At 70.5% G+C, this 25525-nt stretch carries 11 protein-coding genes; 3 read left to right on the forward strand and 8 right to left on the reverse strand.

Translation table 11 applies throughout. The features are described from left to right. Positions 1-33: 33 nt before the first annotated feature. A complete protein-coding gene (locus tag ABN273_RS26765; protein ID WP_349451768.1) occupies positions 34-501 on the forward strand; it encodes a PPOX class F420-dependent oxidoreductase in 468 nt (155 codons plus the stop codon). Positions 502-732: 231 nt separating this feature from the next. Then, complete coding sequence (locus tag ABN273_RS26770; RefSeq protein WP_349451930.1) at positions 733-933, forward strand: response regulator transcription factor; 201 nt, start codon at positions 733-735, stop codon at positions 931-933. On the opposite strand, the gene ABN273_RS26775 is transcribed toward ABN273_RS26770, so the two are convergent. From ABN273_RS26775 to ABN273_RS26800, 6 genes are all read right to left on the reverse strand, one after another. Continuing rightward, a complete protein-coding gene (locus tag ABN273_RS26775; protein ID WP_349451769.1) occupies positions 919-1737 on the reverse strand; it encodes a glycerophosphodiester phosphodiesterase in 819 nt (272 codons plus the stop codon). The genes ABN273_RS26770 and ABN273_RS26775 overlap by 15 nt on opposite strands. Positions 1738-1908: 171 nt before the next feature. Continuing rightward, on the reverse strand, positions 1909-11490 hold the full coding sequence (locus tag ABN273_RS26780) for a non-ribosomal peptide synthetase/type I polyketide synthase (protein ID WP_349451770.1): 9582 nt from the start codon (positions 11488-11490) through the stop codon (positions 1909-1911). Further along, entirely contained in the window at positions 11487-16187 is a 4701-nt protein-coding gene (locus ABN273_RS26785) for a non-ribosomal peptide synthetase (protein ID WP_349451931.1), read from the reverse strand. Before ABN273_RS26785 ends, ABN273_RS26780 begins: the two co-directional genes overlap by 4 nt. Positions 16188-16494: 307 nt before the next feature. Beyond that, positions 16495-19317, reverse strand: coding sequence for a vitamin B12-dependent ribonucleotide reductase (locus ABN273_RS26790; RefSeq protein WP_349451771.1), 2823 nt, complete (start codon positions 19315-19317; stop codon positions 16495-16497). Further along, entirely contained in the window at positions 19314-19769 is a 456-nt protein-coding gene (gene nrdR / locus ABN273_RS26795; RefSeq protein WP_111183346.1) for a transcriptional regulator NrdR, read from the reverse strand. Before nrdR ends, ABN273_RS26790 begins: the two co-directional genes overlap by 4 nt. A 612-nt stretch (positions 19770-20381) precedes the next feature. Next, positions 20382-20693 (reverse strand): LysM peptidoglycan-binding domain-containing protein, encoded by a 312-nt coding sequence (locus tag ABN273_RS26800; RefSeq protein WP_349451772.1) that lies wholly within the window; start codon positions 20691-20693, stop codon positions 20382-20384. Between the two features lie 939 nt (positions 20694-21632). Here ABN273_RS26800 and lexA point away from each other — a divergent pair. Next, positions 21633-22340, forward strand: a complete 708-nt coding sequence (gene lexA / locus ABN273_RS26805; RefSeq protein WP_349451773.1) for a transcriptional repressor LexA — start codon at positions 21633-21635, stop codon at positions 22338-22340. Positions 22341-22714: 374 nt separating this feature from the next. On the opposite strand, the gene ABN273_RS26810 is transcribed toward lexA, so the two are convergent. Then, complete coding sequence (locus ABN273_RS26810) at positions 22715-24154, reverse strand: family 43 glycosylhydrolase (RefSeq protein WP_349451774.1); 1440 nt, start codon at positions 24152-24154, stop codon at positions 22715-22717. A gap of 24 nt (positions 24155-24178) precedes the next feature. Next, complete coding sequence (locus ABN273_RS26815) at positions 24179-25519, reverse strand: glycoside hydrolase family 43 protein (RefSeq protein WP_349451775.1); 1341 nt, start codon at positions 25517-25519, stop codon at positions 24179-24181. Positions 25520-25525 lie beyond the last annotated feature (6 nt).

Consider the following 25525-nt stretch of genomic DNA (forward strand, 5'->3'; position numbering starts at 1 on the left):
GCATCTGCACGGGTTGCGCAGGGAGTACGGCGAATGTCGCAGGAGTACGGGCCAGGCACGGGCCCGGCCCCCCGGTCGCTCAGCGACGAGGAGCTCTCCGGCCTGCTGTCCGGCCAGCGGTTCGGCTCGCTGGCCACGAACAAGGGCAGCGGGGACCCTCACCTGTCCACCGTCATCTACACGTGGGACCCGAACCAGCGCGTGGCACGCATCTCGACCATCGCCGACCGGCTCAAGGTCCGCCAACTCCACAAGGACCCGCGCTGCGCCCTCTACGTGGCCAGCGACGACTTCTGGTCGTACGCCGTGGCCGAGGGCGAGGCGGAGCTGTCGCCGGTCAGCGCGGAGCCGGGCGACGAGGTGGGTATGGAACTGCTCGCCATGCAGGAGGGCATCGAGGATCCGTACGCCTTCCTGCGCCAGATGGTCGAGGACCGGCGGATGGTGATCAGGATCCGGGCGTCGCGGCTGTACGGGACGGCTCTGTCCGTGCCTTCCTGATGGCGCGGTGCCTGTTGTAGGCCACCGACGCGATCACGACCAGGACGAGCGCCAGGTCGATGCCCGCCGACCAGCTCATGGCGTGGACGTGGTCGCCGCCCTCGGCGGCCGCGCTGCGCAGGGCGGTGGCCGGCGAGCCGCCGTTCAGCCAGGCCGTGCTGGGGCGGCTGGTCCAGCAGGCCGTACGCGCGCGCGGGCCCAGGCCTCAAGGCGACACCGGAGGTCCCCGAGCTGAGCCCGCGCGAGCGGGACGTGCTGGCCATGGTGGGCGCCGGGCTGTCGAACCGGGAGATCGCCGAGCGCCTGTACCTGGGGGTTTCGACGGTCAAGACGTACGTGACGAGCCTGATGCGCAAGACCGGCGCGCCGAACCGGATCCGGCTGGCCGTGCTCGCCGCTCAGTCGTCAGAAGCGTCGTCAGGAGCTCAGTAGGTCGTCCAGGACGTCGGGTCTGTTGGTGATGATCCCGTCCACCTTGTAGGCCAGCATCCGGCGCATGCTGTCCGGATCGTCCACCGTCCAGGCCAGCACCTGCATGCCGAGTGCGTGCACGCGCCGTACGTACGAGGAGGTCAGCGAGGTGTACGGCGGGTTGATCTGGTCGGCGAACTTGGCCAGCCCCGGCAGCTCGGCCGTGGACGGCGTGCCGAGCAGCCCGATCGGCACGTCGGGCAGCAGCCGGTGGAAGGTCCGCATCGACTGCCAGCTGAAGGACTGCACCACCAGCCGCCCGGGCGCGAGCCAGCCTGAATGGCGGCGCAGCTCGGCGGCGACGCGGGCCTCGATGCCCGGGTAGAGCTCCGGCTTCTTGATCTCCAGCAGCACGCCCATGCCCGACCCGCTCATCTCGCGCAGCGTCTCGCCGAGCGTGGGCACCTTCTCGTCCTCGTACTTCCCGGAGAACCACGAGCCCGCGTCGAGCTGGCGGATCTGGTCGAGCGTCAGGTCGCCGACCCGCCACGGAGCCAGGTCGGGGAAGACCCGCTCGGCGTCGGTGGTGCGGGTCAGGGTCGTGTCGTGCATCAGGACCAGCTGGTGGTCCTTGGTCTCCTGGACGTCGAGCTCGAACATGTCGGCCCGCTGCTTGTCCGCCAGCTCGAAGGCGGCGATGGTGTTCTCGGGAGCGTACGCGGACGCGCCGCGGTGGGCGACGTTGGTGGCGGCGGTGGCCGCCTGGGCGGGGGTCGTCAGGACGGTGGTCGAGATCGCGAGGATGACGGCGAGTCGCCTGAACATGGGTCTCCTCGGGTGTGGAGAAATATACGACTCGACGATGACGAGATCTCATGACCGCCAGTTGAGGGCAGAGTAGCCGAGCGGTGCCCGCGCGGTGAGCATTCGACACGCGGGACGCGAAAAGGCCGTGGCGGCGAGCCGGTTGGGCTCGCCGCCACGGCCGGGGCGGGATCAGGCGACGAGCTGCTTGTCAGCCTTCCGCTGGATCAGATCCTTGTCAGTGATGATCACCGCGTCGGGGAGCGCGTCGGGCAGGTCGTCCTCCAGGTAGCGGACCGGCCGGTAGCGGAAGGCCGCCAGGCCGATCAGCACGGTCACCGCGCCCGCGACGATGGTGAGCAGGGCGATCCCCCGGCCCTGCGCGGAGCCGGCGATGGGGTTGAAGACGTGCTCGACCAGCGGTCCGGCCAGCAGGAACCCGACCGGGACCATGGCCCAGCTGAGCATCAGGTTGGTGGCGATGACCCGGCCCTGCAGGTCCAGTCCGACCTTCTGCTGCACGATCGAGAACCAGTGTGCGTTCAGGAGCGCGGTGAGCAGCCCGACGAAGAACAGCCCGATCGCGGGCAGCGCCGGGTGAGGCGCGATCCCGATGACGGCGAAGGCGACGCCCAGTGCCATGAAGCAGCCGAGGATGCCGTGGGTGCGGCGCGCCAGGCCGCCGGTCACCGTCATGATCACGCTGCCCACCAGGAGCCCGACCCCGGTCATCGAGAGCGCCACGCCCAGGCCGCCGGTGTCGGTGAGGCTGAGCAGCAGCGGCGTGGCCAGCACCTCGACCATGGCGAACGGGAAGTTCAGGAACGAGGTGAACAGGATGATCGCCAGGAGCCCGTGCCTGCGGCTGATGTAGCGCCAGCCGCCTGTCACCTCCTGCCAGAAGGGTTCCTCCCGCTTCTTGAAGAGCGTGTCAGGGAAGCGGACCGCCAAGGTCACGGTGACGGCGAAGGCGAAGGTCGACAGGTCGATCACGATGATGCCGTTCAGCCCGACGGCGGCCACGAGCGCGCCGCCGAGCAGCGGCGCCAGCACCGTCCCCGCTGCCTCGCCCAGTTGGGCCAGCCCGTTGGCTCTGCCGTAATAGCGTTTGGGCACCAGCTGGGCGACGGCCGCCATGTAGGCGGGCGTGTGGAAGGCCGTCGACACCGCGCCTATGGCGACGATGACGTAGACGTGCCAGAGCTGGAGCCCGCCCGTCCAGAGCAGGGCGGCCAGTGAGGCAGAGGCGACGCCTGCCGCCGAGTCCGCGGTGATCATGATGAGCCTGCGGTTCCAGCGGTCCGCCACGGCTCCGGCGATCGGCGCCAGCACGACGGCGGGCAGCAGCGCCATGACCGACACGATGGCGAACATCGAGATCGACTGTGTCTGCTGGTAGACCCACAGGCCCAGGCCGAACGTGGTCAGCCCGGTGCCGATCAGCGACACCAGCTGGCCGAAGGCCACCAGGAAGAACGTCTTCAGGCTGGCCTGCTGGTAGCGCGGCGGCTGGGGCGCCGGGGCACGGTCGCCGCCGGTGCCGTCACCGGCATCGTCACTGGCATCGTCGTCACTGGCATCGTCACCGGCGAGGATCTCGGCCAGCTCGGGCGCCTGATGCTTCTGGAAGTAGTGCCCGGCCTTGGGGATGACCTCCAGCGACACCGAGTCGGAGAAGGACTCCCACTCGCGGAAGCGCTCCTCGTGCAGCTCGGTGGCGCGGTCGTTCTCGCCGACCACGCACACCAGCGGTGCCGACAGCTTCTTGATGGGCGCCTGGTAGAGGTCGGTGTAGTAGTCCTCACCCTCCTGCGTGTCGTGCAGGAAGACGCCCATGATGAAGTCGCGCTCGCGGCGGTCCAGGTCCTCGGTGAAGAAGCCCATGGCCCGCAGGAACTCCAGAGCCTGCCGCTTGGAGGTCCACCGCTCCATCGGGAAGACCCTGCGGAACCAGGCGAAGGCCTTGCCCGGCAGGCGGGGCGCCGGGAAGTGCCCGCCGATGACCACCTTGACCAGGTCGACGCCCTCCTCCTCCAGCCTGCGCGCCAGCTCGACCGTGAGCGCGCCGCCCATGCAGTGGCCGTAGAGCGCGAGAGGACCGTCGGCCTTCTCCTTGATCTCCTTGACGCAGCCCTCGACGAGCTCGTGGAAGGGCAGCACGGGCTCGCCGGGGTTGCCGGTGTCGTGGCCCGGCGGCTCCAACGCGAGCATGGTGATGTGCTCGGGCAGGGCCGCGGCCAGCGGCTGGTAGGTGATCGCGCCGCCGCCCGCGAACGGCACGCAGACCAGGGTCAGCGAGGCCGCGGAGCGCGGAGGCGTCAGCTCATGCAGTAGGCCGATATTTCCGGATGATCCGTCGAGTGCGGCGAATGCTCGGATTGTGGGGTTCTTGAAGAGGTCCAGCACGGTCGCCTGGATCCCCGAGTCCCGCACGGCACGCACGGCCTTGAAGGAGTCGCCGCCCAGCGCGAAGAAGTCGTCGTCGATGCCGACCCCCGTCATGCCCAGGATCGCCGACCAGAGCTCGACCAGCTTGGCCTCGGCCGGCGTCCGCGGTGCCGTGCCCTCGGCGCGCACCTCGCTCACCGGCTCGGGCAGCGCCTTGCGGTCCACCTTGCCGTTGGGAGTGAGCGGCAGCGCGTCCAGCAGCACGAACGCCGAGGGGATCATGTAGTCGGGCAGCTTGCGCCGCAGGTACTCGCGCCAGTCCTGATCGGATTCGGCGACGAGGTAGGCCGCGATGCTCTTGTCCTCGTCCGAGCCGCGTACCACCACGGCCGCCTCGCGGATCGCGGGATGCGCCAGCAGGAGCGACTCGATCTCGCCCAGCTCGATCCGGTAGCCGCGGACCTTCACCTGCCCGTCGGCCCGGCCGAGGAACTCGATCGAGCCGTCGCTCCGGCGGCGGGCCAGGTCACCGGTCCGGTACAGCCTGCTGCCGTCCCGCCAGGTGACGAAGCGCTCCGCCGTCAGCTCGGGCTGGTGGAGGTAGTCGCGGGCCAGTCCCTCGCCGCCGATGTAGAGCTCGCCGACCACGCCGGCGGGGACCAGCTGCATCGCGGCGTCGAGCAGGTGGATGCGGGTGTTGGCGATCGGGTGGCCGATCGTGATCGGCCCCTCGGTGACCCGGGTGAGGGTGGACCAGATGGTGGTCTCGGTCGGCCCGTACATGTTCCACAGCTCGGACACCCGGCCGCGCAGGTCGCCGGCCAGGTCGGGAGGTAGCGCCTCGCCGCCGCAGAGCGCCTTCAGCTCCGGCTTGCCCGCCCATCCCGACGACAGCAGCAGCCGCCAGGTCGCCGGGGTGGCCTGCATGACGGTCGCGCCGTGCAGCAGGGCGGCCAGCCGTACCGGATCGTAGGCCGCCTCGCGGCTCGCGATCAGCACGCGGCCGCCGACCGTGAGCGGCAGGAACAGCTCGAGCACCGAGATGTCAAAGGCGAACGTGGTGACGGCCAGGAGCGTGTCCTGGCTGGTCAGGCCTGGCTCGCGGCTCATCGAGGTGAGGAAGTTCACCACCGAGGAGTGCTGGACGCGTACGCCCTTGGGCCGCCCGGTGGAGCCGGAGGTGTACAGGACGTAGCAGGGGTTCTCGCAAGTGACCTGCGCGGCCGTCCGTTCGGGGCTTTCCTCGGAGAAGCCGCTGTCGGCGAGGATGAGCTCGCCTTGGAAGCCGGAGTAGCGGCCGGCCAGCTCGCGCTCGGTGACCAGGACGCCGATCCCGGAGTGGTCCAGGATGTAGTCCTGGCGCTCCTGCGGGTACATCGGGTCGAGCGGCACGTACGCGCCGCCCGCCTTCAGCACGCCGAGCAGGATGACCAGCATCGTGGCCGACCGCTCCATCGCGACGCCCACCAGCGTCTCGGGCGCCACGCCCGCCGCCCGAAGGCGCCGGGCGACCCGGTTGGCCTGCTCGTCCAGCTCCCGGTACGTCAGCGAGTCGCCCTCGAAGGTGACGGCCACGGCGTCGGGGGTCCGGTCGGCCTGGGCTTCCACCAGCTCGTGGATGCACAGGTCAGGCACCTCGACGTCCTGACTGTCCAGCTGCTCGGCCAGCTCCTCACCGGTGAGGAGGGCCAGGTCGGACAGCGCGGTCTTGGGCGCCGCGACGATCGCGGAGAGCAGGGTCTCGTAGTGCCGGAGCAGACGCCGGGCGGTGCCGGCGTCGTAGAGCGCGGTGTTGTACTCCAACCTGCACGACAGCTCGTCGCCCTGCTCGTAGACGTAGAGCACCAGGTCCACCTGGGCGGTGCCGACCTCCACGGCCAGCTCCTGCACGGCCAGCCCGGCCATGCCCAGGTCGCTCTTCGGCAGGTTGAGCAGGTTGAACAGCACCTGGAAGAGCGGGTTGCGCGACAGGTCCCTGGGCGGGTTGAGCTCCTCCACCAGCCGTTCGAACGTCACGTCCTGGTGGGCGTACGCGCCCAGCGCGTACTCGCGCACCTGCGCCAGGAGCTCGGTGTACGGCAGGCCGCCGTCCATCGTGGCCCGCATGACCAGGGTGTTGATGAAGCAGCCCGCTATGCCTTCGAGCTCGGGGCGGGTCCGCCCCGCCACCGGGGAGCCGACGCAGATGTCCTCCTGGCCGCTGTAGCGGTACAGCAGCGTGTGGAGCGCGGCCAGCAGGGTCATGTAGAGCGTGGCGCCGCGCTCCTGGCTCAGCTTCCGCAGCCCCCCGGCCAGCTCCGCGGGGAGCACATGGGTGGCGACCGCCCCTTCGAAGGTCTGCATCGGCGGGCGGGGCCGGTCCGTGGGCAGGTCCAGGCTGTGCGGGATGCCGCGCAGCCGTTCCCTCCAGAAGCCGAGGTCGGCGCTCTGCTCCCGCTGCCAGACCGCGTAGTCGCGGTACCTGACCTGCGGCTCGGGGAGCGTCTCCCCGTTGTAGAGAGCGGCCAGCTCGGTCCTCAACAAGGTGATCGACCAGCCGTCCACGACGATGTGGTGGAAGCCGAGCGACAGCACGTGGTGGTCCGGAGCCAGCCGCAGCAGCCGGGCGCGGAACAGCGGGCCGTGCTCCAGGTCGAAGGGCTCGGCCGCGGCCTCGCTCAGCGCCCGCTCGGCGTCGTCGCAGTCCTCGACCGGCAGCGGCACCTCCCCCGCGGGCAGCACCACCTGCACCGGCTCGCCGTCCTGGGCGCGGAAGACGGTCCGCAGCGACTCGTGCCGCCGCACCAGCTCGCGCAGGGCGCCGTGCAGCCGCTCCACATCCAGCTCGCCCCGCAGGTCCAGCGCCGTGGCCACCACGTACGCGGCCGAGCCGTGCACCTGGTCGATGAACCACATGCGCCGCTGGATGAACGAGACGGGAGCCGGCCCGGGCTCCTCGACAACCGGGATCACCTCGCGGGCACCCGCCGGCATGACGGCCGGGACCACCTCGCGGGCACCCGCCGGCACGACGGCCGGGACCACCCCGTGTGCGCCTGCCGAGGCGACGAGCGCCCGCTGGCCGTCCAGCGTGGGGTGCTCGAAGACCGCCTCGATGGGCAGGCCGAGGCGGGAGGCGAGCTGGGTGGCCACGAGGGAGTCGCCGCCCAGGTCGAAGAAGTCGTCCTGCGGGCCGGTGGGCACGAGGCCGAGCACGTCCCGCCAGGCGGCGGCGACCGTGTCGAGCTCCTGGACCGCCTGCGCCTCCGCCACCGGCGCCGCCGCCGTCAGAGGCGTCGGCGGCGCCGCGATCTCGAAGCGCCGGGTGCGCGGCTCGACCCAGTAGCGCCGCCGCTCGAACGGATACGTGGGCAGCGGCACCCGCCTACCCGGCGGGCCAAACGCCGTCCAGTCGACGGCGGCGCCGCTCACCCACAGCCGCCCGATGCTCTCCAGCAGGGCGGCCTGTCCGCTGTCCGGCTCGGCGAGCGGGGTGACCGTGGTCTGGCCTCCCTGGCGGCGCACCAGAGTGGCCAGCGTGCGGCCCGGCCCGGTCTCCACCACCGCGGCGCCGGCCGCCACCAAGGCGCCGGCGCAGTCGGCGAACCGCACGGTTTCCCGCAGGTGGCGCACCCAGTAGGCGGGGTCCCTGGTCTCGGCGCCGGACACCCAGCCGCCCGTGACGTTGGAGAGGTACGGCAGGCCGGGGGTGCCGAGCTCCACTGAGGCGACCTCGACGGCGAAGGCGTCGAGCACCGGGTCCAGCATGGCGGAGTGGAAGGCGTGGGAGGTGCGCAACGCGCGGCCGGCGACGCCCTGCCGTACCAGCCGCTGCTCCAGCTCGGCGATGGCCTGTTCCGGGCCGGCCAGCACGCACAGCTCGGAGGTGTTGACCGCCGCCAGTGAGACGTCCTCGCCGAGCAGGTCACCCACCTCGGACTCGGGCAGCGGCACGGCCAGCATCGAGCCGGCGGGCAGGCTCTGCACCAGGCGGCCGCGCGCGGCGACCAGGCGCAGGGCATCCTCCAGCGTGAAGACGCCGGCCAGGCAGGCGGCGACGTACTCGCCGATGCTGTGCCCGGCCATCATCGCCGGCCGGACCCCGCGCTCGATCAGCGTGCGGGCGAGCGCGTACTCGGTGACGAAGAGCGCGGGCTGGGTGAGCCAGGTCTGGTCGAGGTCGCCGGCCTCGCCGTAGAGGGCCTGGCGCAGGTCGAGGCCGAGGTGCGGCTGGAGGATGCCGGAGCAGGCGTCGACGACCTCGCGGAAGACGTTCTCCGAGCGGTACAGGCCCGCGCCCATCCCCCTGCGTTGCGCGCCCTGGCCGGGGAAGACGAAGGCGATCTCGCGCGGGTGGGATTCGCCGGTGATGAGCTGGGCGTCCAGTGCCGACCGGTGGTCCTCGGCGACCAGGATGCCGCGGTGCCGCAGCTGGCGGCGGCCGTGCCGGAGGGTGGCGGCGACGTCGCCCAGGTCCGTGTCCGGATGCGCGCGCAGGTGGGCGCCGAGCCGGGTGGCCGCTTCCGCCAGCGCCGAGTCACTGGCGGCCGACAGGACGAGCAGGTGCGGGCCGGTCGCCGGTGCGGCGGGGGGCTGCGCGGGCGCTTCCTCCAGCACGACGTGGGCGTTGGTGCCGCCCATCCCGAAGGCGCTGACGCCCGCCCGGCGCGGTCCCTGCCCTTGCGGCCACTCCGCGCTGGCGGTGCGCACGTAGAACGGGCCGAACTCCATGCGCGGGTTGGGCGTCTCGAAGTTGACCGTGGGCGGCAGCGTGCGGTGCTTGAGTGCCATCACGGTCTTGATCAGCCCGGCCATCCCGGCGGCGGCGTCCGCGTGGCCGATGTTGGACTTGACCGAGCCGAGCGCGATCCGCCGGTCCCCGGTGAAGACCTGGGAGAGCGCCGCGACCTCGATGGGATCGCCGAGCGCGGTGCCCGTGCCGTGCGCCTCGATGTAGCCGATGGTGCCGGGGTCGACGCCGGCCGCGGCCAGCGCCGCGGTGATGACCTCGGCCTGGCCGTCCACGGCAGGCGCGGCGTAGCCGACCTTCCTGGTGCCGTCGTTGTTGACCGCGGAGCCGCGTACGACGGCGTGGATGGGGTCGCCCGCGGCGAGGGCGTCCTCCAGTCGCTTGAGCACGACGACGCCCACGCCGCTGGCCCCGATCGTGCCCTGGGCCTCGGCGTCGAAGGGACGGCAGTGGCCGTCCGGCGAGCCGATGCCGCCGCTCTGGTAGACGTAGCCGCGGCGGGTCCAGGCGTTGACCCGTACCGCCCCGGCCAGCGCGATGTCGCAGTCGCCCGCGATCAGGCTCTGCCTGGCCAGGTGCAGCGCGACCAGCGAGGTGGAGCAGGCGCTGTTGACGCTGACGCTCGGCCCGCGCAGGTCGAGCTTGTACGAGGTCCGGGTGGGCAGCGAGTCCTTGTCGTTGCCGAGCATGACCTGGTACTCGCCCACCGCCTTGAGCACGTCGGGCGCGGCCAGCAGGTTCTCGATGAAATAACTGCTCATCGCCGAGCCGGCGAAGACGCCGATCTGCCCCGGGTGGCGGGCGGGGTCGCAGCCCGCGTCCTCCAGCGCCTCCCAGGCGGTCTCCAGGAACAGCCGCTGCTGCGGGTCGAGGATCTCGGCCTCGCGCGGGGTGAACTCGAACAGCGTGGCGTCGAACAGGTCGATGCCCTCCAGCACCGTCCCCGACCTGACGTACGCGGGATCCGCCAGCCGGTCGGGGTCCTCACCGTCGGCGAGCAGCTCCTCGTCGGTGAAGTCCTGTACGGCTTCCACGCCGTCGCGGATCGCCGCCCAGAACTCCTCGGGCCCCGTGGCGCCGGGGAAGCGGCAGGCCATGCCGACGATGGCGAGCGCGCCGCCGGCGGGCGCGGTGGTCACGACCGCCTCCGGCGCCGGCCCGTCAGGGCTCAGGTACGCCGTCAGCGAGGCGATCGTCGGGTACCTGAACAGGTCGGTGACCGTCAGGCTGAAGCGCTTGCGCAGCCGCTCGTGCACCTGCAGGACCAGCAGCGAGTGGCCGCCCACCTCGAAGAAGTTGCTGTCGGGGCCGAAGGCGTCGCTGCCCAGCGCCTCGCGCCAGGCCTGGGTGATGAGCCGGGAGATCTCGCGGCGCGGCAGTTGCCTGGGCGCCTCGTCGCCGCCCATCGCCGCGGCGAGAACCTGCTGGAGGTCGGCCACCAGGCCGCGGATCGTGCCCGCCCGGAACAGGTCCGTGTTGTACTCCACGAGCCCGTCCAGAGTCTCGCGGACCCCCACGGTCAGGTCGAACTTGGCCGTGCGCTCGGGGATCTCCACGGGGGTGACCGTCAGCCCGGCCAGCTCCAACGTCGCCGTGGCCTCGGGCAGCATGTTGAACATCGTCTGGAACACCGGGCTGCGGTCCAGGTGGCGCTCCGGGTTGAGCTCCTCCACCAGCCGCTCGAAGGGCATTCCCTGGTGGTCGTGGGCGTCGAGCACCGCCTCCTTGACCCGCTCGACCACCTCGGGGAACGACGGCTCGCCCGACAGGTCGGCGCGGATGGCCAGGGTGTTGGTGAAGAACCCGATCAGGCCCTCGTACTCGATCCTGTCCCGGTTGGCGATGGGCGTGCCCACCACCAGGTCCAGCCGGCCGGAGCGCCGGGACAGCACCACCAGGTAGGCCGCGAACAGCACCATGTACGGCGTGGCGCCCAGGCTCCGGCAGTACGCCTTGAACTCCTCGCGCGGCAGGTCGAGGGAGAACGGCAGCTCGGCGCCCGCGTACGTCTGGACGTCCGGCCGGGGCAGGTCCGTAGGCAGCTCGGTGACCGGCGGCGCGTCCGCCAGCGCCCCGCGCCAGTAGTCCAGTTCCCGGCTGTAGTCCTCCTCCCGCTGCCAGATCGCGTAGTCGGGGTACTGCCGGGACAACGCCGGCAGTTCCCGGCCGTCGTAGAGCGCGCCGAGCTCCCGGCGCAGCACGTCCAGCGACCAGGCGTCGGCGACGATGTGGTGGAGCGTGAGATGCAGGACGTGCCGCTCGGCGCCTTCGCGCACCAGGTGCGCGCGGATGAGCGGGCCGGTGGTCAGGTCCATCGGCGTGCCGTCCGGGGCGTCCGCCAGGTCGATCGTGAGCGAGTCGGCCACGATCTGGTAAGGGCCGTCCTCGTCCATGGCGAACGTGGTGCGCAGGCTCTCGTGCCTGGCCACCAGGGCGTTCAGCGCGCGGTGCAGCGCTTCGCGGTCGAGCGCGCCCTCGATGCGGAAGGCGAGCGGAATCAGGTAGTGCGCGGCGCCCGGCGCCATCTTGTCCAGATACCAGGCGCGAACCTGGGTGAAGGACATCGGCAGCCGGTCGGGCCTCGTCCGCCCGGCCCGCTGCTGCTTCTTCTTCCGTAACGCGTCCAGGAGCTGGCGCTGCTGGGCTGACAGGCTCATGAATCACCTTCCATCGACCGCAGCAGAGCCTCGGTCTCTTCCTCTGAATACGCGGCGACCATGAGATAGAGCTCGGCGGCCGCCTCCACGTCCGGTGACGTGAGCTGCGCGCCGAGCTCGGCGACGGTCGGGTTCGCGAAGATCGTGCGCAGCGGCACCTGCACCTCGAGCGCCTCGCGCAGCCGGGAGGCGATCTGGGTCGCGTTGAGCGAGTGACCGCCCAGGTCGAAGAGGTTGTCGTGCCGTCCGACCGCCCCGCCAAGCACCTCCTGCCAGATGGCGGCGATGACCTGCTCCACCGGGGTGGCCGCAGGCGTGACGGTCCGCACGCTCTTGCCGGGGTCGGGCAGGGCGTTCCTGTCCACCTTGCCCGAGGGGTTCACCGGCAAGGAGTCCAGCGTGACGAACGTGCTCGGCACCATGTACTCGGGCAGCCGCTCGGCCAGGTAGGCACGCAGCTCGGGGGTGCCGTCGGCGACGACGTAACCCACCAGCCCGCCCTCCCGGGCCATGACGAACGCCTCGCGCACGGCGGGGTGCCCGGTCAGCACCGCGGCGATCTCTCCGGGCTCGACCCGGTAACCGCGGATCTTGACCTGGTCGTCCGCGCGGCCCAGGAACTCGATCTCCCCCGCCTCGTTGCGGCGGGCCAGATCCCCGGTCCGGTAGAGCCTGCGCCCGTCCCGCCAGGTGACGAAACGTTCCCGCGTCAGCTCGGGCTGGCCGTAGTAGCCCCTGGCCAGGCAGGCGCCGCCGAGGTGCAGCTCGCCGGGTACGCCGTCGGGCGCCTCGTGGCCCAGGCGGTTCAGGATCAGCGCCTGGATGCCCGTGACCGGCATGCCGATGGGCGGCAACCGCGGCCAGTCCGCCGGAGGGCCGGTGAGCGTGTGGGCGATGTCGATGATCGCGCCCTCGGTCGGGCCGTACTGGTTGTGGAGCGTCATCCACGGCCTGATGAACCGCTCGAGCTGCGGGGTCACCTGGAGCTGCTCCCCCGCGGTGATCACCTCGCGCAGCGTGGCGGGCGGCTCGATCCCGGCGCCGGCCAGCGACTGCAGCGCCACGAACGGCAGGAAGATCCGTTCCACCCGGTTCCGGGCGATGTGGTCGCACAGGGCAGCCGGGTCGCGCCGCACCTCGTCGCTGACCATGACCAGCGTCCCGCCGTACGCCCAGGTGCTGAAGATCTCCTGCACCGAGACGTCGAAGCCGAGCGCGGTGAACTGCAGGCTCCGGTACGCGCCGCTGTGCCAGGCCATGAGGTTGGCGACCGGGCGGTGCGGCATCGCCACGCCCTTCGGCTGGCCGGTCGAGCCCGAGGTGAACAGGATGTAGGCCAGGTTGTCGGGCGTGACGCCGCTGTCCGGCCGGTGTTCCGGCTGGCCGTCGAGCTCGCTGTCGACGTGGACGGGCCGCTCGTGCGGCAGGCCGCCGGCCAGCGCCCGGTGCGTCACCAGGACCGGCGTGTCGACCCGGCCGAGCACCTGGGTGAGGCGTCCCTCCGGGTAGGAGGGGTCGAGCGGCACGTACGCGCCGCCCGACTTCAGGATCCCCAGCAGCGCCACGGGCAGGTCGAGCGAGCGCCGTACGTGCAGGGCGACCGGCACCTCGGGGCCCACCCCCCGCCCGCGCAGCAGATGAGCCAGCCTGTTGGCCCGCCGGTCGAGCTCGGCGTAGGTCAGGGTGGCGCCGTCGAACTCGACGGCGACCGCGTCGGGCGTCCTGTCAGCCTGCTGTTCGAAGAGCCGGTGCAGGCACTGGTCGGGACCGTGGCCCGGGGGCTCGTGCTCCCGGGCGAGCAGGGCGGAGATCGGCGCCGCCGGGTCGGCCGCGACCTGCTCCAGGACGCGCACGTAGTGCCCCAGCAGGCGCTCCGCGGTGGCGCGCTCGAACAGGTCGGTGGCGAACTCCAGGCTCATCTCCTGCCCTTCGGCGTAGAGCACCAGGTCGGCCTTGGCGCCGCCGTTCTCCACCTCCTCGAGCATCCGGAAGGTCACCCCGTCGCCCCGCTTGGCGCCCGGCGGCTCCTGCATCGCGAACATCACGTCGAAGGGCGGCCGGCCGTCGGGACAGAGCTCCCGCACGATCTCCTCGAGCGGCACGTCCGTGGGCGTGGCCAGGACCGTCGCCCGCACGTGTGACAGCAGGCGCTCGAAGGAGGGGTCGCCCGCCAGGCCGGTCCTGATCGGCAGCGTCTCCACGAAAAAGCCGATCGCGGAGTCCGCGCCCGGCGCCTCCCTGCCGGAGAACGGCACGCCCGTCACGATGTCGTCCTGGCCGCTGTAGCGGTGCAGCAGTGCCTGGAAGGCCGCGAACAGCACCATGAACGGGCTGGCCTGAGCGCGCCTGCCCAGCGACTCCAGCTCGGCGAGCAGCCCGTCCGGCAGCGTGGCCCGGACCCGGGCGCCGCGCCGCAGCGGCTCCGCCGATCCCGGGCGGTCGGCGGGCAGCCCCAGCCGCTCAGGCGCCGGCTCCAGGGCCTGCCTCCAGTACGGCAGGCCGTCAAGCCCCCGCCTGCGCACGTACGGTCCGTCCGCCGGGGGCAGCTTCTCGCCCGCGTAGAGCCGAGCCAGCTCGTCCAGGAAGACCCCGGCCGACCAGCCGTCGAAGGCGATGTGGTGGACGTTCACCAGCAGCCGGTGCCTGTCGTCGGCGAGCCGGAGCAGCAGCGCCCGCAGCACGGGACCGTTCCGCAGGTCGAAGGGGTCACGGGCGGCGTGCTTGGCCAGCGCCTCCGCGCCACGCGGGGTGGCGTCCATGACCTTCAGCTGTACGGGCTGCGCGGGCATGACCACGGGCACCGGCTCGCCGTCGTGCTCTTCGTAGCGGGTACGCAGGGGCGGATGCCTGCGTACGATCTCGTTGATCGCGTTCTCCAGACGCCCGGCGTCGAGGGGGCCGTCCAGGGCGAACAGGATGGGCACGTTGTACTGCGCGCCCGGCGCCATCTGCTCGATGAACCAGAGCCGGCGCTGTGCGGGCGTGAGGAGGCTCTCGACCGAGGTCTCCGCCGCCGCCACCGCGGGTAGGGCGTCGATCGCGCGGGCGAGCGCGGCAAGCGTGGAATGCTCGAAGAGCATCCGGGGCTCAACCGGCTTGTCCAGACTTTCCCAAGCACGGCTGGCGATGCGCATCGCCAGCAGCGACTGCCCGCCCAGTGCCAGGAAGTCGTCGTCGGCGCCGATCGGCCCGGCGTCGAGGACGTCCTGCCAGATCTCGGCGAGCAGTTTCTCGGTCGGGGTGCCGGGCGGCGTGATCGAGCGGGGCGCGCGGACCGAGTCGGGCAGCGCGGAACGGTCCAGCTTGCCGTTGCCGGTCAGCGGGAGCTCGTCCAGGAAAGCCCAGGCGGTGGGGATCATGTAGTCGGGCAGGAACCGGCGAAGGTGGGCGCGTACCTCCTGCTCGGTCGCCGTGCCCACGAGGTAGGCGACCAGCTCGTGGCCGCGCACGGCGGTGGTGGCGGCCCGGACCCGCGGGTGACGGCCGAGCACGGTCTCGATCTCGCCGAGCTCCACCCGGTTGCCGCGGATCTTGACCTGGTCGTCCTCGCGGCCGAGAAACTCGATCTGGCCGGCCTGATCACGACGGGCCAGGTCCCCGGTGCGGTAGAGCAGCCGCCCGTCCTGGTCGCGGACGAAGCGCTCGGCCGTGAGGTCGGGCCGGTCGAGGTAGCCGAGGCCGACGCACACGCCGCCGAGGTAGATCTCGCCCTCCTCGACCGGCTGCATCGCCTCGTCCAGGAGGTGGACGGTGACGCCGGGCAGTGGCGAGCCGAGCGCGGGCGGGCGGCTCTGGCCGTCGTACACCGGCACCGCGCCGGCGATCGCGTTGACGGCGCATTCCGCCGGGCCGTAGAGGTTGATCAGCCGGAAGGGCAGTTCGGGTCGCGGGTAGGTGGTGAGCCGGTCGCCACCGGTGCTCAGCGTCGCCAGCTTGGTCCCCTCCGGCCAGGACAGGCCAAGCAGGCCCTCAGCGATGGGAGTGGGCGCGTAGCAGGTGGTCAGCTCCTGATCCACGATCCAGTCGCGTAACGCGGGCAGCGAGAGCCTGGTCTGCTCGCTGGGGATGACCATCGTGGTGCCCGCGGTCAGGTACATCCAGATCTGCCAGACCGACGGGTCGAAGTTGGGGCTGGTGAGCAGCGGGGCACGGCCGCCCAGCCCGAAGGTCTCGTGCGACCACCTGATCAGGTTGGTGAGCGCGCGGTGCGGGACGAGCACGCCCTTGGGGGTCCCCGTCGAGCCGGAGGTGTGGATGACATACGCGAGGTCGCCGGGCTCGACGTCGGGTGCGGGTGACGCGTCCGCCTCGGCGGGCGTGTCGATCACCGGGACGCCGTCGGGGACCAGGGATCTCCACTCCGGCGCCGTGACCACGGCCGCGGCTCCCGCCAGCATGGCGTGAATTCGCTCCGCGGGCGTGGCCGGGTCGATCGGCGCGAAGGCAACGCCTGCCTTCATGGCGCCGAGCTGGCCCGCGACCAACCGGATCGATCGGCCCGCGAGCACAGCCACCCAGCTCTGCCCGGTCATCGGGAAGTGACGCAGCTGAGCGGCGATGCCATTCGCCAGGCGATCTAGATCACGATACGTGAGGTGTTCTTGATCATCCGAAACCGCGATCCTTTCAGGGGTCGCAGACAGCTGATCGTGGTAAAGCCGCAGAACAGATGCCGAGTTTGCCGCATCTGACGTCATTGTCACGCCTGCCGATTGTTGAGTTTTATGGGCCCTTTTGGGCGCCGCGGAAAAGGATGACCTTGTCCCCAGATCCGTGTCAACTCTGAATAATCCCGCAGAAGGGCCATAACAGGCCGCCCTATAATCTCGCTACAAGGCTGCTACAGAGACGAACCCCAGCCGGTGCGGGAGGCGCCGCACCAACGGTTGCTCACCGTCGTCGGTGCGGAAAAGCGCGACGCCGACATGACGGAACGGGGAGCCGAGTTCGCCTCGACTCCCCGTTCCGAAGGGTTGTTTCACGCCTTCAAGGCGCCCAGAACCGCTAGCTGCAACCGCTGGTCGACCCGCAGCCCTCGCAGACGTAGCAGCTTCCGGCCGGGCGCATCTTGGTGCCGCAGGTCATGCAGAGCGGCGCGTCGGCCGTGAAGCGCTGGTGGCTCTCCAGGGTCAGCTCCTTGACCGCCGGCTGCTGTGCCGCCTCCGCCTTCGGCTTCTCCTCGATGGGCGCCGACTGGGCCAGCGCCTCGCGGTCGACCGCCTCCTGCAGCGCCGCCGGGTCCTCACCGCGCTGCTGCGCGGCGCGCTCGGCCGCCGAGAAGATGCCCAGGGCCGCCCTCTCCTCGTAGGGGAGGTGGTCGAGGGCCAGGCGGCGGAAGATGTAGTCCATCACCGACGTCGCCATCCGGATGTCCGGGTCGTCCGTCATCCCGGCGGGCTCGAAGCGCATGTTGACGAACTTGCTCATGTACGTCTCCAGCGGCACGCCGTACTGGAGGCCGATGGAGATCGCGACGGAGAACGCGTCCATGACGCCCGCCAGCGTCGAGCCCTGCTTGGACATCTTGAGGAAGACCTCGCCGAGCCCGTCGTCCGGGTAGGACGAAGCGGTCATGTAGCCCTTGGCGCCGCCCACCGTGAAGCGGGTCGTCGTGCTCGGCCGCTGGTTGGGCATGCGCCGCCTGGTCGGCCGGTTGACCTCGATGACCTTGACCTCGGGCTCCTTGACCTCCTTGGCCTCTTCCTTCTTGGCGCCGTTGCCCGCCGACAGCGGCTGGCCCACCTTGCAGTTGTCGCGGTAGACGGCCAGGGCCTTGAGCCCCAGCCTCCAGCCCTCCTGGTAGACCTGCTCGATGTCGTCGATCGTGGCCGACTCGGGCAGGTTGACCGTCTTGGAGATGGCCCCGGACAGGAACGGCTGGGTGGCCGCCATCATGCGCACGTGGCCCATGGGCGCGATCGCCCGCTCACCCATCGCGCAGTCGAACACCTCGTAGTGCTCCTGCCGCAGGCCCGGCGCCTCGACGACGTGGCCGTGCTCGGCGATGTACTCGACGATGGCCTCGATCTGCTCCTGCTGGTAGCCGAGCTGCTTGAGCGCCCTCGGGATCGTCTGGTTGACGATCTGCATGGAGCCGCCGCCGACGAGCTTCTTGAACTTGACCAGCGCCAGGTCCGGCTCGATGCCGGTGGTGTCGCAGTCCATCATCAGCCCGATGGTCCCCGTGGGGGCCAGCAGGCTGGCCTGGGCGTTGCGGTAGCCGTTCTTCTCACCGAGCTTGAGACAATCCGACCACTGGCGCGACGCCTCGGAGTGGATCTTCGCGTCCATGGAGCCGATCGTGCGCAGGTTGTCGTTGGCCGCCGCGTGCTTGCGCATGACGCGCTTGTGCGGCTCGGCGTTCCTGGCGTAACCGTCGTACGGCCCGACCACCCCGGCCAGCTCGGCGCTGCGGCGGTAGGACACGCCGGTCATCAGCGACGTGATCGCCGCCGCCACCGCGCGGCCGCCGTCGGAGTCGTACGCGTGGCCCGTCGCCATGAGCAGGGCGCCGAGGTTGGCGTAGCCGATGCCGAGCTGCCGGTACGCCCGCGAGGTCTCGCCGATCTTCTCGGTCGGGAAGTCCGCGAACGTGATCGAGATGTCCATCGCGGTGATGATCAGCTCGGTCAGCTTGACGAAGTCGGCGACATTGAAGGAGTTGTCGTCCTTGAGGAACTTCAGCAGGTTGATGCTGGCCAGGTTGCAGGAGGAGTTGTCCAGGTGGACGTACTCGGAGCACGGGTTGCTGGCCGTGATCCGCCCCGTCTCGGGGGTGGTGTGCCAGTCGTTGATCGTGTCGTCGTACTGCAGGCCCGGGTCGGCGCACTCCCAGGCGGCCTTGGCCATCTTGCGGAAGAGCTCCCTGGCGTCCACCGTCTCGATGACCTCGCCGGTCAGGCGGGCGCGCAGGCCGAACTCGCCGCCCTTCTCCACCGCGCGCATGAACTCGTCGGAGACGCGCACGGAGTTGTTGGCGTTCTGGTACTGGACGGAGACGATGTCCTTGCCGCCCAGGTCCATGTCGAAACCGGCGTCACGCAGCGCGCGGATCTTGTCTTCCTCGCGCGCCTTGGTCTCGATGAACTCCTCGATGTCGGGGTGGTCGACGTCGAGCACGACCATCTTGGCCGCCCTGCGGGTGGCGCCGCCGGACTTGATCGTCCCCGCCGACGCGTCCGCGCCGCGCATGAAGCTCACCGGGCCGCTGGCCGTGCCGCCGCTCGACAGCAACTCCTTCGACGAGCGGATGCGGGACAGGTTCACACCCGAGCCCGAGCCGCCCTTGAAGATCACACCCTCTTCCTTGTACCACTCGAGGATGGACTCCATCTGGTCGTCCACGGAAAGAATGAAACAAGCGCTCACTTGCTGGGGCGACTTGGTGCCCACGTTGAACCAGACCGGCGAGTTGAACGCGAACACCTGGTGCGCCAGCGCGTGCTTGAGCTCGTGGTCGAAGATCTCGGCGTCCTCGTCGCTGGCGAAGTAGCCGTGCTCGATCCCGGTACTGGTGTAGACGCCGACGACCCGGTCGATCAGCTGCTTCAGGCTCCACTCGCGCTGCGGGGTGCCCACCGCCCCGCGGAAGTATTTGGTCGTCACGATGTTGGCCGCGTTCACCGACCAGAACTCGGGGAACTCGACGCCCCGCTGCTCAAAATTGATCGAGCCGTCGCGCCAGTTCGTCATGACGACGTCGCGGCGCTCCCACTGGATCTCGTCATACGGGTGCACGCCGGGCTTGGTGAAGATCCGCTTCATCTTCAGCCCCTTGCGCGGACGCTTGCCACCCCGCGCGACTGAACCGCTGGCCGTCTCCGTCATGACTCCCCCTTCTCCGCCTTCAACTGTGAGATCTCGGCCTCGAAGTCCGCCAGGCTCTCGAAACCGCGATACACCGATGCGAACCGCAGGTAGGCCACCTCATCGAGGTCCCGCAGCGGGCCCAGGATGGCCAGGCCCACCTCGTTGGAGGGGATCTCGGCCGCGCCCTTGGCCCTGATGGCCTCTTCCACCCGCTGCCCGAGCTGCGCCAGTGAATCCTCACTTACCGGCCTGCCCTGACACGCCCGTCGCACGCCCGCGACGACCTTGTCTCTCGAGAACGGCTCCGTCACCCCGCTGCGCTTGCTCACCATGAGCAGTACGGTCTCCTGCGTGGTGAACCTGCGCCCGCACTCGGGACAGGTGCGGCGACGCCTGATGGCCGCACCGTCGTCCGTGGAGCGACTGTCGATGACCCTGGTGTCAGGGTGGCGACAGAACGGACAGTGCACGCTTTCGCCCTCCTAGACCTGCGGCCACCACACGCGCGAAACCGTCCTGACGGGACGCTCGCGCACGCCCCACAGTGCTGGCCATGGTGCGGTCACGAAAACACAAGGTGTGGTGAACTACATCGGTGTAACTACTAGATGTTGTGGTCCAACCGTAGAAGCGCGCGACCATGAACGCAAGTTGAGCGGCGCCATCGAAGTGAAGTCGCTGATCAGCCCGCCGTCACCACCAGGACCCGGGCGTGTCGACCTCAGGAGTGATCTTTGTGCAGCTGGAGGCGTCACATGAGTTGCGCGCAGCCTCGCCGGTGAACGAACCTCACAAAGTTATCCGACGCCTCTACTTCCACGAACGTCACCCACCCACCGGACCCCGGCGCCCAGGCGATCAGCCCAAGGCGGCGGCGTCGTCCGGGACGCAGAGCGGCGCGACCAACCGCGGAGGCCGGCGACGCCACCGCACACACGGAGGCGCCACCCGGCCCAAGGACGCACTGCCACCCTGCACGCAGAGGCGGGCAGTCAACCCAAGGACACACTGCCACCGGCAGACACGGAGGTGGGCGATCAACCTTGGGGACCGATGCCACCCCGGGGCGCAGGAGTGGGCGATCAGCGTAAAGCGGCGGTGTCGTCCGGAACGTAGAGTCGGGTGCCGGGCCGGATGAGTGAGCCGGGCAGCCCGTTGAGGCGCTTGATCTCCTCCACGACAGGACCCGGATCGTCCCCCTGGGTGAGCGCCTCGGCGATGCGCCACAACGTGTCGCCCTCGCGCACTTCAACCCACGGCAGGCCGGCGTGGCTGGTCACGACGACCTGGACCGCCGCATGCCCGACCGCGCGCGTGCCGAGCCAGAACCCGCCCAGTGACAGCAACGCCATCGCGACCACCAGCACGACGCGCCCGCGCCGGGTCAGCCGCAACGGCGGAGCGGACCGCCGGCGCACTCGCGCCGATGCCCGCCGCGCACGCCACCTCGCGGCTCGGCGACCCCACCGCCGACTGCTCCGCCTCCCGACGCCGGCACCACGCCGCGAACGCCCGCCCCGCACGCCGCCTTCCCCTGCGCCACGAGCGCCTCCCCGCGTTCCGGCGACACCTGCGCGACCGCCCCGAAGATCCTCCGAAGCGCCCTCGCCACCACCCCGAGGACCAGCGACCCCGCGTCTACCCGCCGTCTTCCTTGCCCCGGAAACTCCCAGACCGCCCCCTTTCGCGGCTGCCCGCGGCCGCGCGTCGGCGGCCGGCGCCCGCACCACCCCTCGATCGTTCATCCCCATCCCCCGATCCGCGTCGGCACCACCCCTGGGGCGCCGTTGCCGCCGGCCCTCGCCGGAGCTGCGGGCGGCGGCCGTTTCGTCGCCTGCGTCCGCACGGGCTCCTCCCCTGCCCGGCGGTACGGTCGCGGCCGCGTCGGCGCCGGCACGCGGAGGCGGGACCAATCGCAAATGGGGCCTTCCCCCGCGACTCGAACGGGGCCCCAACCTCTTCCCGGAATTGCCGCGGAAACCGGCCCCCGTCCGCGTATTGTCTCGTCGATCGTTACTCTGCGTGGCATCGGCGATGAGTGTGAGTCGTTTGGCGTCTTGGCTGGTCGTGTCCGCTTTTGTGGGCGTTCGCATGGTTGACCTCCTGCCGTGCGGCCTGAGGGAAAGGCCAAATAAAGATCAGCAAATCGAACACGATGTCGATCGAACTCCCGTACGATGTTGTACACCACGCAGGCGACAATTTCGAGGAAGACTCGAACAATTGTTTGAAGATGATCTTCAACAGCGATACGGTCGCTGTGTGCGACATCAGGACCACGGACCGGGAGGTTCGCCGGTGAGGCGGGCCGCCAGGCGAGGAGGAGGAAGAGCATGAGTGAGCGGGATGGCGCGAACGGGGTCAGCGACCTCGCGGTGCGCCGGCGCGATGCCCTGGGCCTGACGCCCAGGCAGCGCAAGATCCTCGAAGTCATCCGCGACTCGGTGCAACAGCGCGGCTATCCGCCCTCCATGCGCGAGATCGGCGAGGCGGTTCAGCTGACCAGCACGTCGAGCGTGTCGCACCAGTTGACGGCGCTGCAGCGCAAGGGCTACCTGCGACGCGACCCGCACCGGCCGCGCGCGCTCGAGGTGCGCCTCCCGGGCGAGCCCGTGCTGTGGGTCGACCCCGACGCGACCGACGAAGAGCCGACGATCAACCGTCCCACGGCGGCTTACGTCCCGCTCGTCGGCCGCATCGCCGCCGGTGGTCCGATCCTGGCCGAGGAGAGCGTCGAAGACGTCTTCGCGCTGCCCAAGCAGCTCGTCGGCGAGGGCACGCTGTTCCTGTTGCAGGTCAGCGGTGACTCGATGATCGAGGCCGCCATCGCCGACGGCGACTGGGTGGTCGTGCGGCAGCAGCCGGTGGCGGAGAGCGGCGACATCGTGGCCGCCATGATCGAGGGCGAGGCCACCGTCAAGACCTTCAAGCGCAAGGACGGCCACGTCTGGCTCGTCCCGCACAACTCCAACTACGAGCCCATCCCCGGCGACGAGGCCAGCGTCCTGGGCAAGGTCGTAGCAGTCCTGCGCCGGTTGTAGCCGGCCACGGCTCGTAGGGCCTCGGCGCGCGTCATATGGCACGCGCCGCGCTCCGGCGCGCGCCAAACACACCACCCGCGGGGTACGACGACCTCGCGGGCACTACCGTGTCGCCACCAACGGCACGCCTTGGCACCGGCTCCGGCGTCTCACGATGTCGTCCGGCTGCACCGTGGTCCGAGTGGGCGGCGCGTTCGCCGGTGCCCGTGCTCGGCTGCGCCGTCTCACGATGTCGCCAACTGGGCGATGCGTCGCCTCCGACGTCCGTTTCGCGCTCGGCCTCGTCTGAGGCTGTGGCATAGGCGGCGTTTGCGGGTGTGCCCCATCGTGCCGCGATCGCGTGCGACGATCACCCGCAGACGGCGGCCAGTCGCTCACTCCAGTACGAAGCTCGCGTTCCCCTTGAAGGCGCTGGTGCCGTCGTTCTGCTCCCCCCACACCAGCCCCGCCCGATGCCGCAGAAAATACCCGGGAAAGTTCACGGACTCCAGCGACACCGTGCTCGAGCCCGCCAGCCCCGCGCGGCGCGCGAAACTGGCGTCCGCGTCGAAAAGGCCGGTCCCGTCCCGCCGTTCCACCCACGCCTCGAAATTCCGGTGCCGCAGGTAGTACCCCGGGAAGTTGGTCGACTCCAGCGAGACCGTCCCCGCGCCCGACAGCCCCGTGACGAGCCGGAACTGGGAGTCGGCCAGCGGTGAGATGTTGCCCTCCAGCCGCACCCGGTAGTCCCAGTGCCGCAGCGCCTGTCCTGGCGTGTCGTACGACATCAGCCGCACCGGCGTCGCCCCGTCGGGCACCGGGATGCCGAAGTCAGGCGTCCCGTCCGCCCGCCAGTACACCTTCTGCACCCGTGTACGCCGGTTCGGGTCGTTCAGCGGGTCGCCCGAGATGTCGCGGTAGTTCCGGTCGTGGTAGACGAGGATGTCGCTCTGCCCGTCCTCCGAGGTCGTGAAGGAGTTGTGGCCAGGCCCGTACTGGCTGGTCGCGGCGCTGCTGGCGAAGACCGGGTTCGGGCTCTTCGTCCAGGAGGACGCCTGCAGCGGGTCAGCCGAGGCGGAGGCGGTCAGCAGGCCGAGGCAGTAGTTGGCGTCCGTGGCACTCGCGGAGTACGTCAGGAAGAGCCGGCCGTTGCGCTGCAGCACCGAAGGGCCCTCGGCCACCTTGTAGCCGCGCGTCTCCCACGCCAGCGTCGGCACGGTCAGGCGGGTCGTGGCGCCGGTGATCGTCCACGGGCTGGCGCCCATGCGGGCGATGTACAGGTTGGAGTTGGTGGCGATGCCCGGCTCCTGCTGGGCCCAGAGCAGGTAGCGCACGCCGTTCGCGACGAACGTGGTGGCGTCCAGCGAGAACGTGTCCCAGGGCGTGGCGATGCGGCCACGCTCGGTCCAGGAACCGGTCAGCGGGTTGGCGGCGGTGCTCTCCAGCACGTACATCCGGATCCGCCAGACGTCGTCGGCCCGCCCGGCCGCGAAGTACACGTACCACCTGCCGTTGATGAAGTGGATCTCCGGCGCCCAGATGTGCGCGCCCATCTCGCCGGTGGCGTGCTTGCGCCAGATGACCGTCTCGGGGGCGCTCGCCAGGCCCTGGATGGTGGTGGCGCGGCGCAGCACGATGCGGTCGTACTCGGGCGCGGTGGCGGTGAAGTAGTAGTAGCCGTCGGTGTGGCGGTAGATGTGCGGGTCGGCGCGCTGGGCGGCCAGCGGGTTGGTGTACTGCACGGCGGGCGAGGCGTGCGCGGCGCCCGGCGACAGCAGGTTGGCGAACACGATGAGCAGCGTAGCCACGGCGACGAAGGCCGGTCTCACGGGCATGGGCTCGTCCCTCCCGGTCCAGGTTCAGGCCAGCGGCGAGGCGACCGTGAACGAGGCGTCGGAGGCGAACACCGACGTCGGCTCGCGCAGGTCCAGCCGCATCTCGTAGTTGTAGTGGCGCAGGTAGCGCCCGGGCAGGTTGTACGACTCGAACGAGGTGCTCCCGCCACCCGCCAGCCCTGCCCGCCCGCAGAACGTGGCGTCGCTCTTGAAGATCGCCGAGCCGTCGTCGCGCTGCAGGGCCAGCCGCAGGTTGTAGTGCCGCAGGTAGTAACCGGGCTGGTTCACCGACTGGAACGAGTAGCAGCCGGAATGGGCGAGCCCGGCGGTGACGGTGAACGTGCCGGACTGGCGGTCGGCCGGCGGGCTGGAGGCGGAGAGCGGGTCGAGGTAGGCGAGCTGGTCGCGGTGGCGTACGTACCGGTCGGGGAAGTTGGCCGAGCGCAGCGACCGGTTGCCGGTGGGCACCGCCGTCGCGTCGCCGGAGTCCTCGCGCAGCACGGTGAAGTGCCTGGCCGTCCCGGACAGGCCGGGCAGCTCCACCCTGGCCCCGAAGGACGACAGGTTCGAGCTGTCGGCGTAGTAGTAGCGCCCGGCCGTGTAGTTGTCGAAGTAGATCCGCCACCTGCCGTCGGGCAGCCGCGTCAGCGCCGGGCCCTCCAGGCCCGATCCCCAGCCCGCCCAGTTCCCCGTGCCGGTGAACGTCCACGGTCCGCTGAGTGAGCCGGCGGTGGCGTGCTCGATGTACTTGGTCGTCTCGTTTTTCAGGAAATTGTGGTACGTGGAGCCGACCTTGACGACGAAGCTGTCGATGTAGTTCGCCGGGATGCCCAGCGCGACCGGGGCCGTCCAGGACGACAACGCGCTGTTGGTGGCAGTGATCCGGTACGGCCGGAACTGCCCCGCCGTGCCCGTCGTGGACGCCGAGAAGATCACGTGCACGCTGCCGTCGGAGTCCTTGAACCACTCCGGCGCCCAGGTGCTGCCGGTGGCGCCGTTCAGCCCCACGGTGACGTTACGCAGGAACGTCCAGGTCACGGCGTCGGCGCTGCGGGCGAACCCGATGGTGTCGCCGGTCCAGTTCGTCGTGTGGACGAGGTAGTAGTAGCCGTCGGTGTGCCGCATGACGCTCGGGTCGCGGATCAGCCCGGACGGCGGCGTGTAGGCGTTTGCCCTGATGAGGTGGTAGGTGGTGGCGTTCGCCGAGTCGTAGACGTACATGTTCGACTGACTCGCGTTGGTGAACGCGGTCATCAGGTAGTGGGGCGCGGGCCCGACGGCGTGGGCGGGCGGCGCGAAGGCGACGGCCGCGACGGCGACCAGCAGCGCCACGAACGCCCGGCGAACGCTTCGAGGTGTACGCATCCAGCG

The sequence above is a fragment of the Nonomuraea sp. B19D2 genome, from assembly GCF_040137845.1.
In the GTDB taxonomy this organism is placed as follows: Bacteria; Actinomycetota; Actinomycetes; order Streptosporangiales; family Streptosporangiaceae; genus Nonomuraea.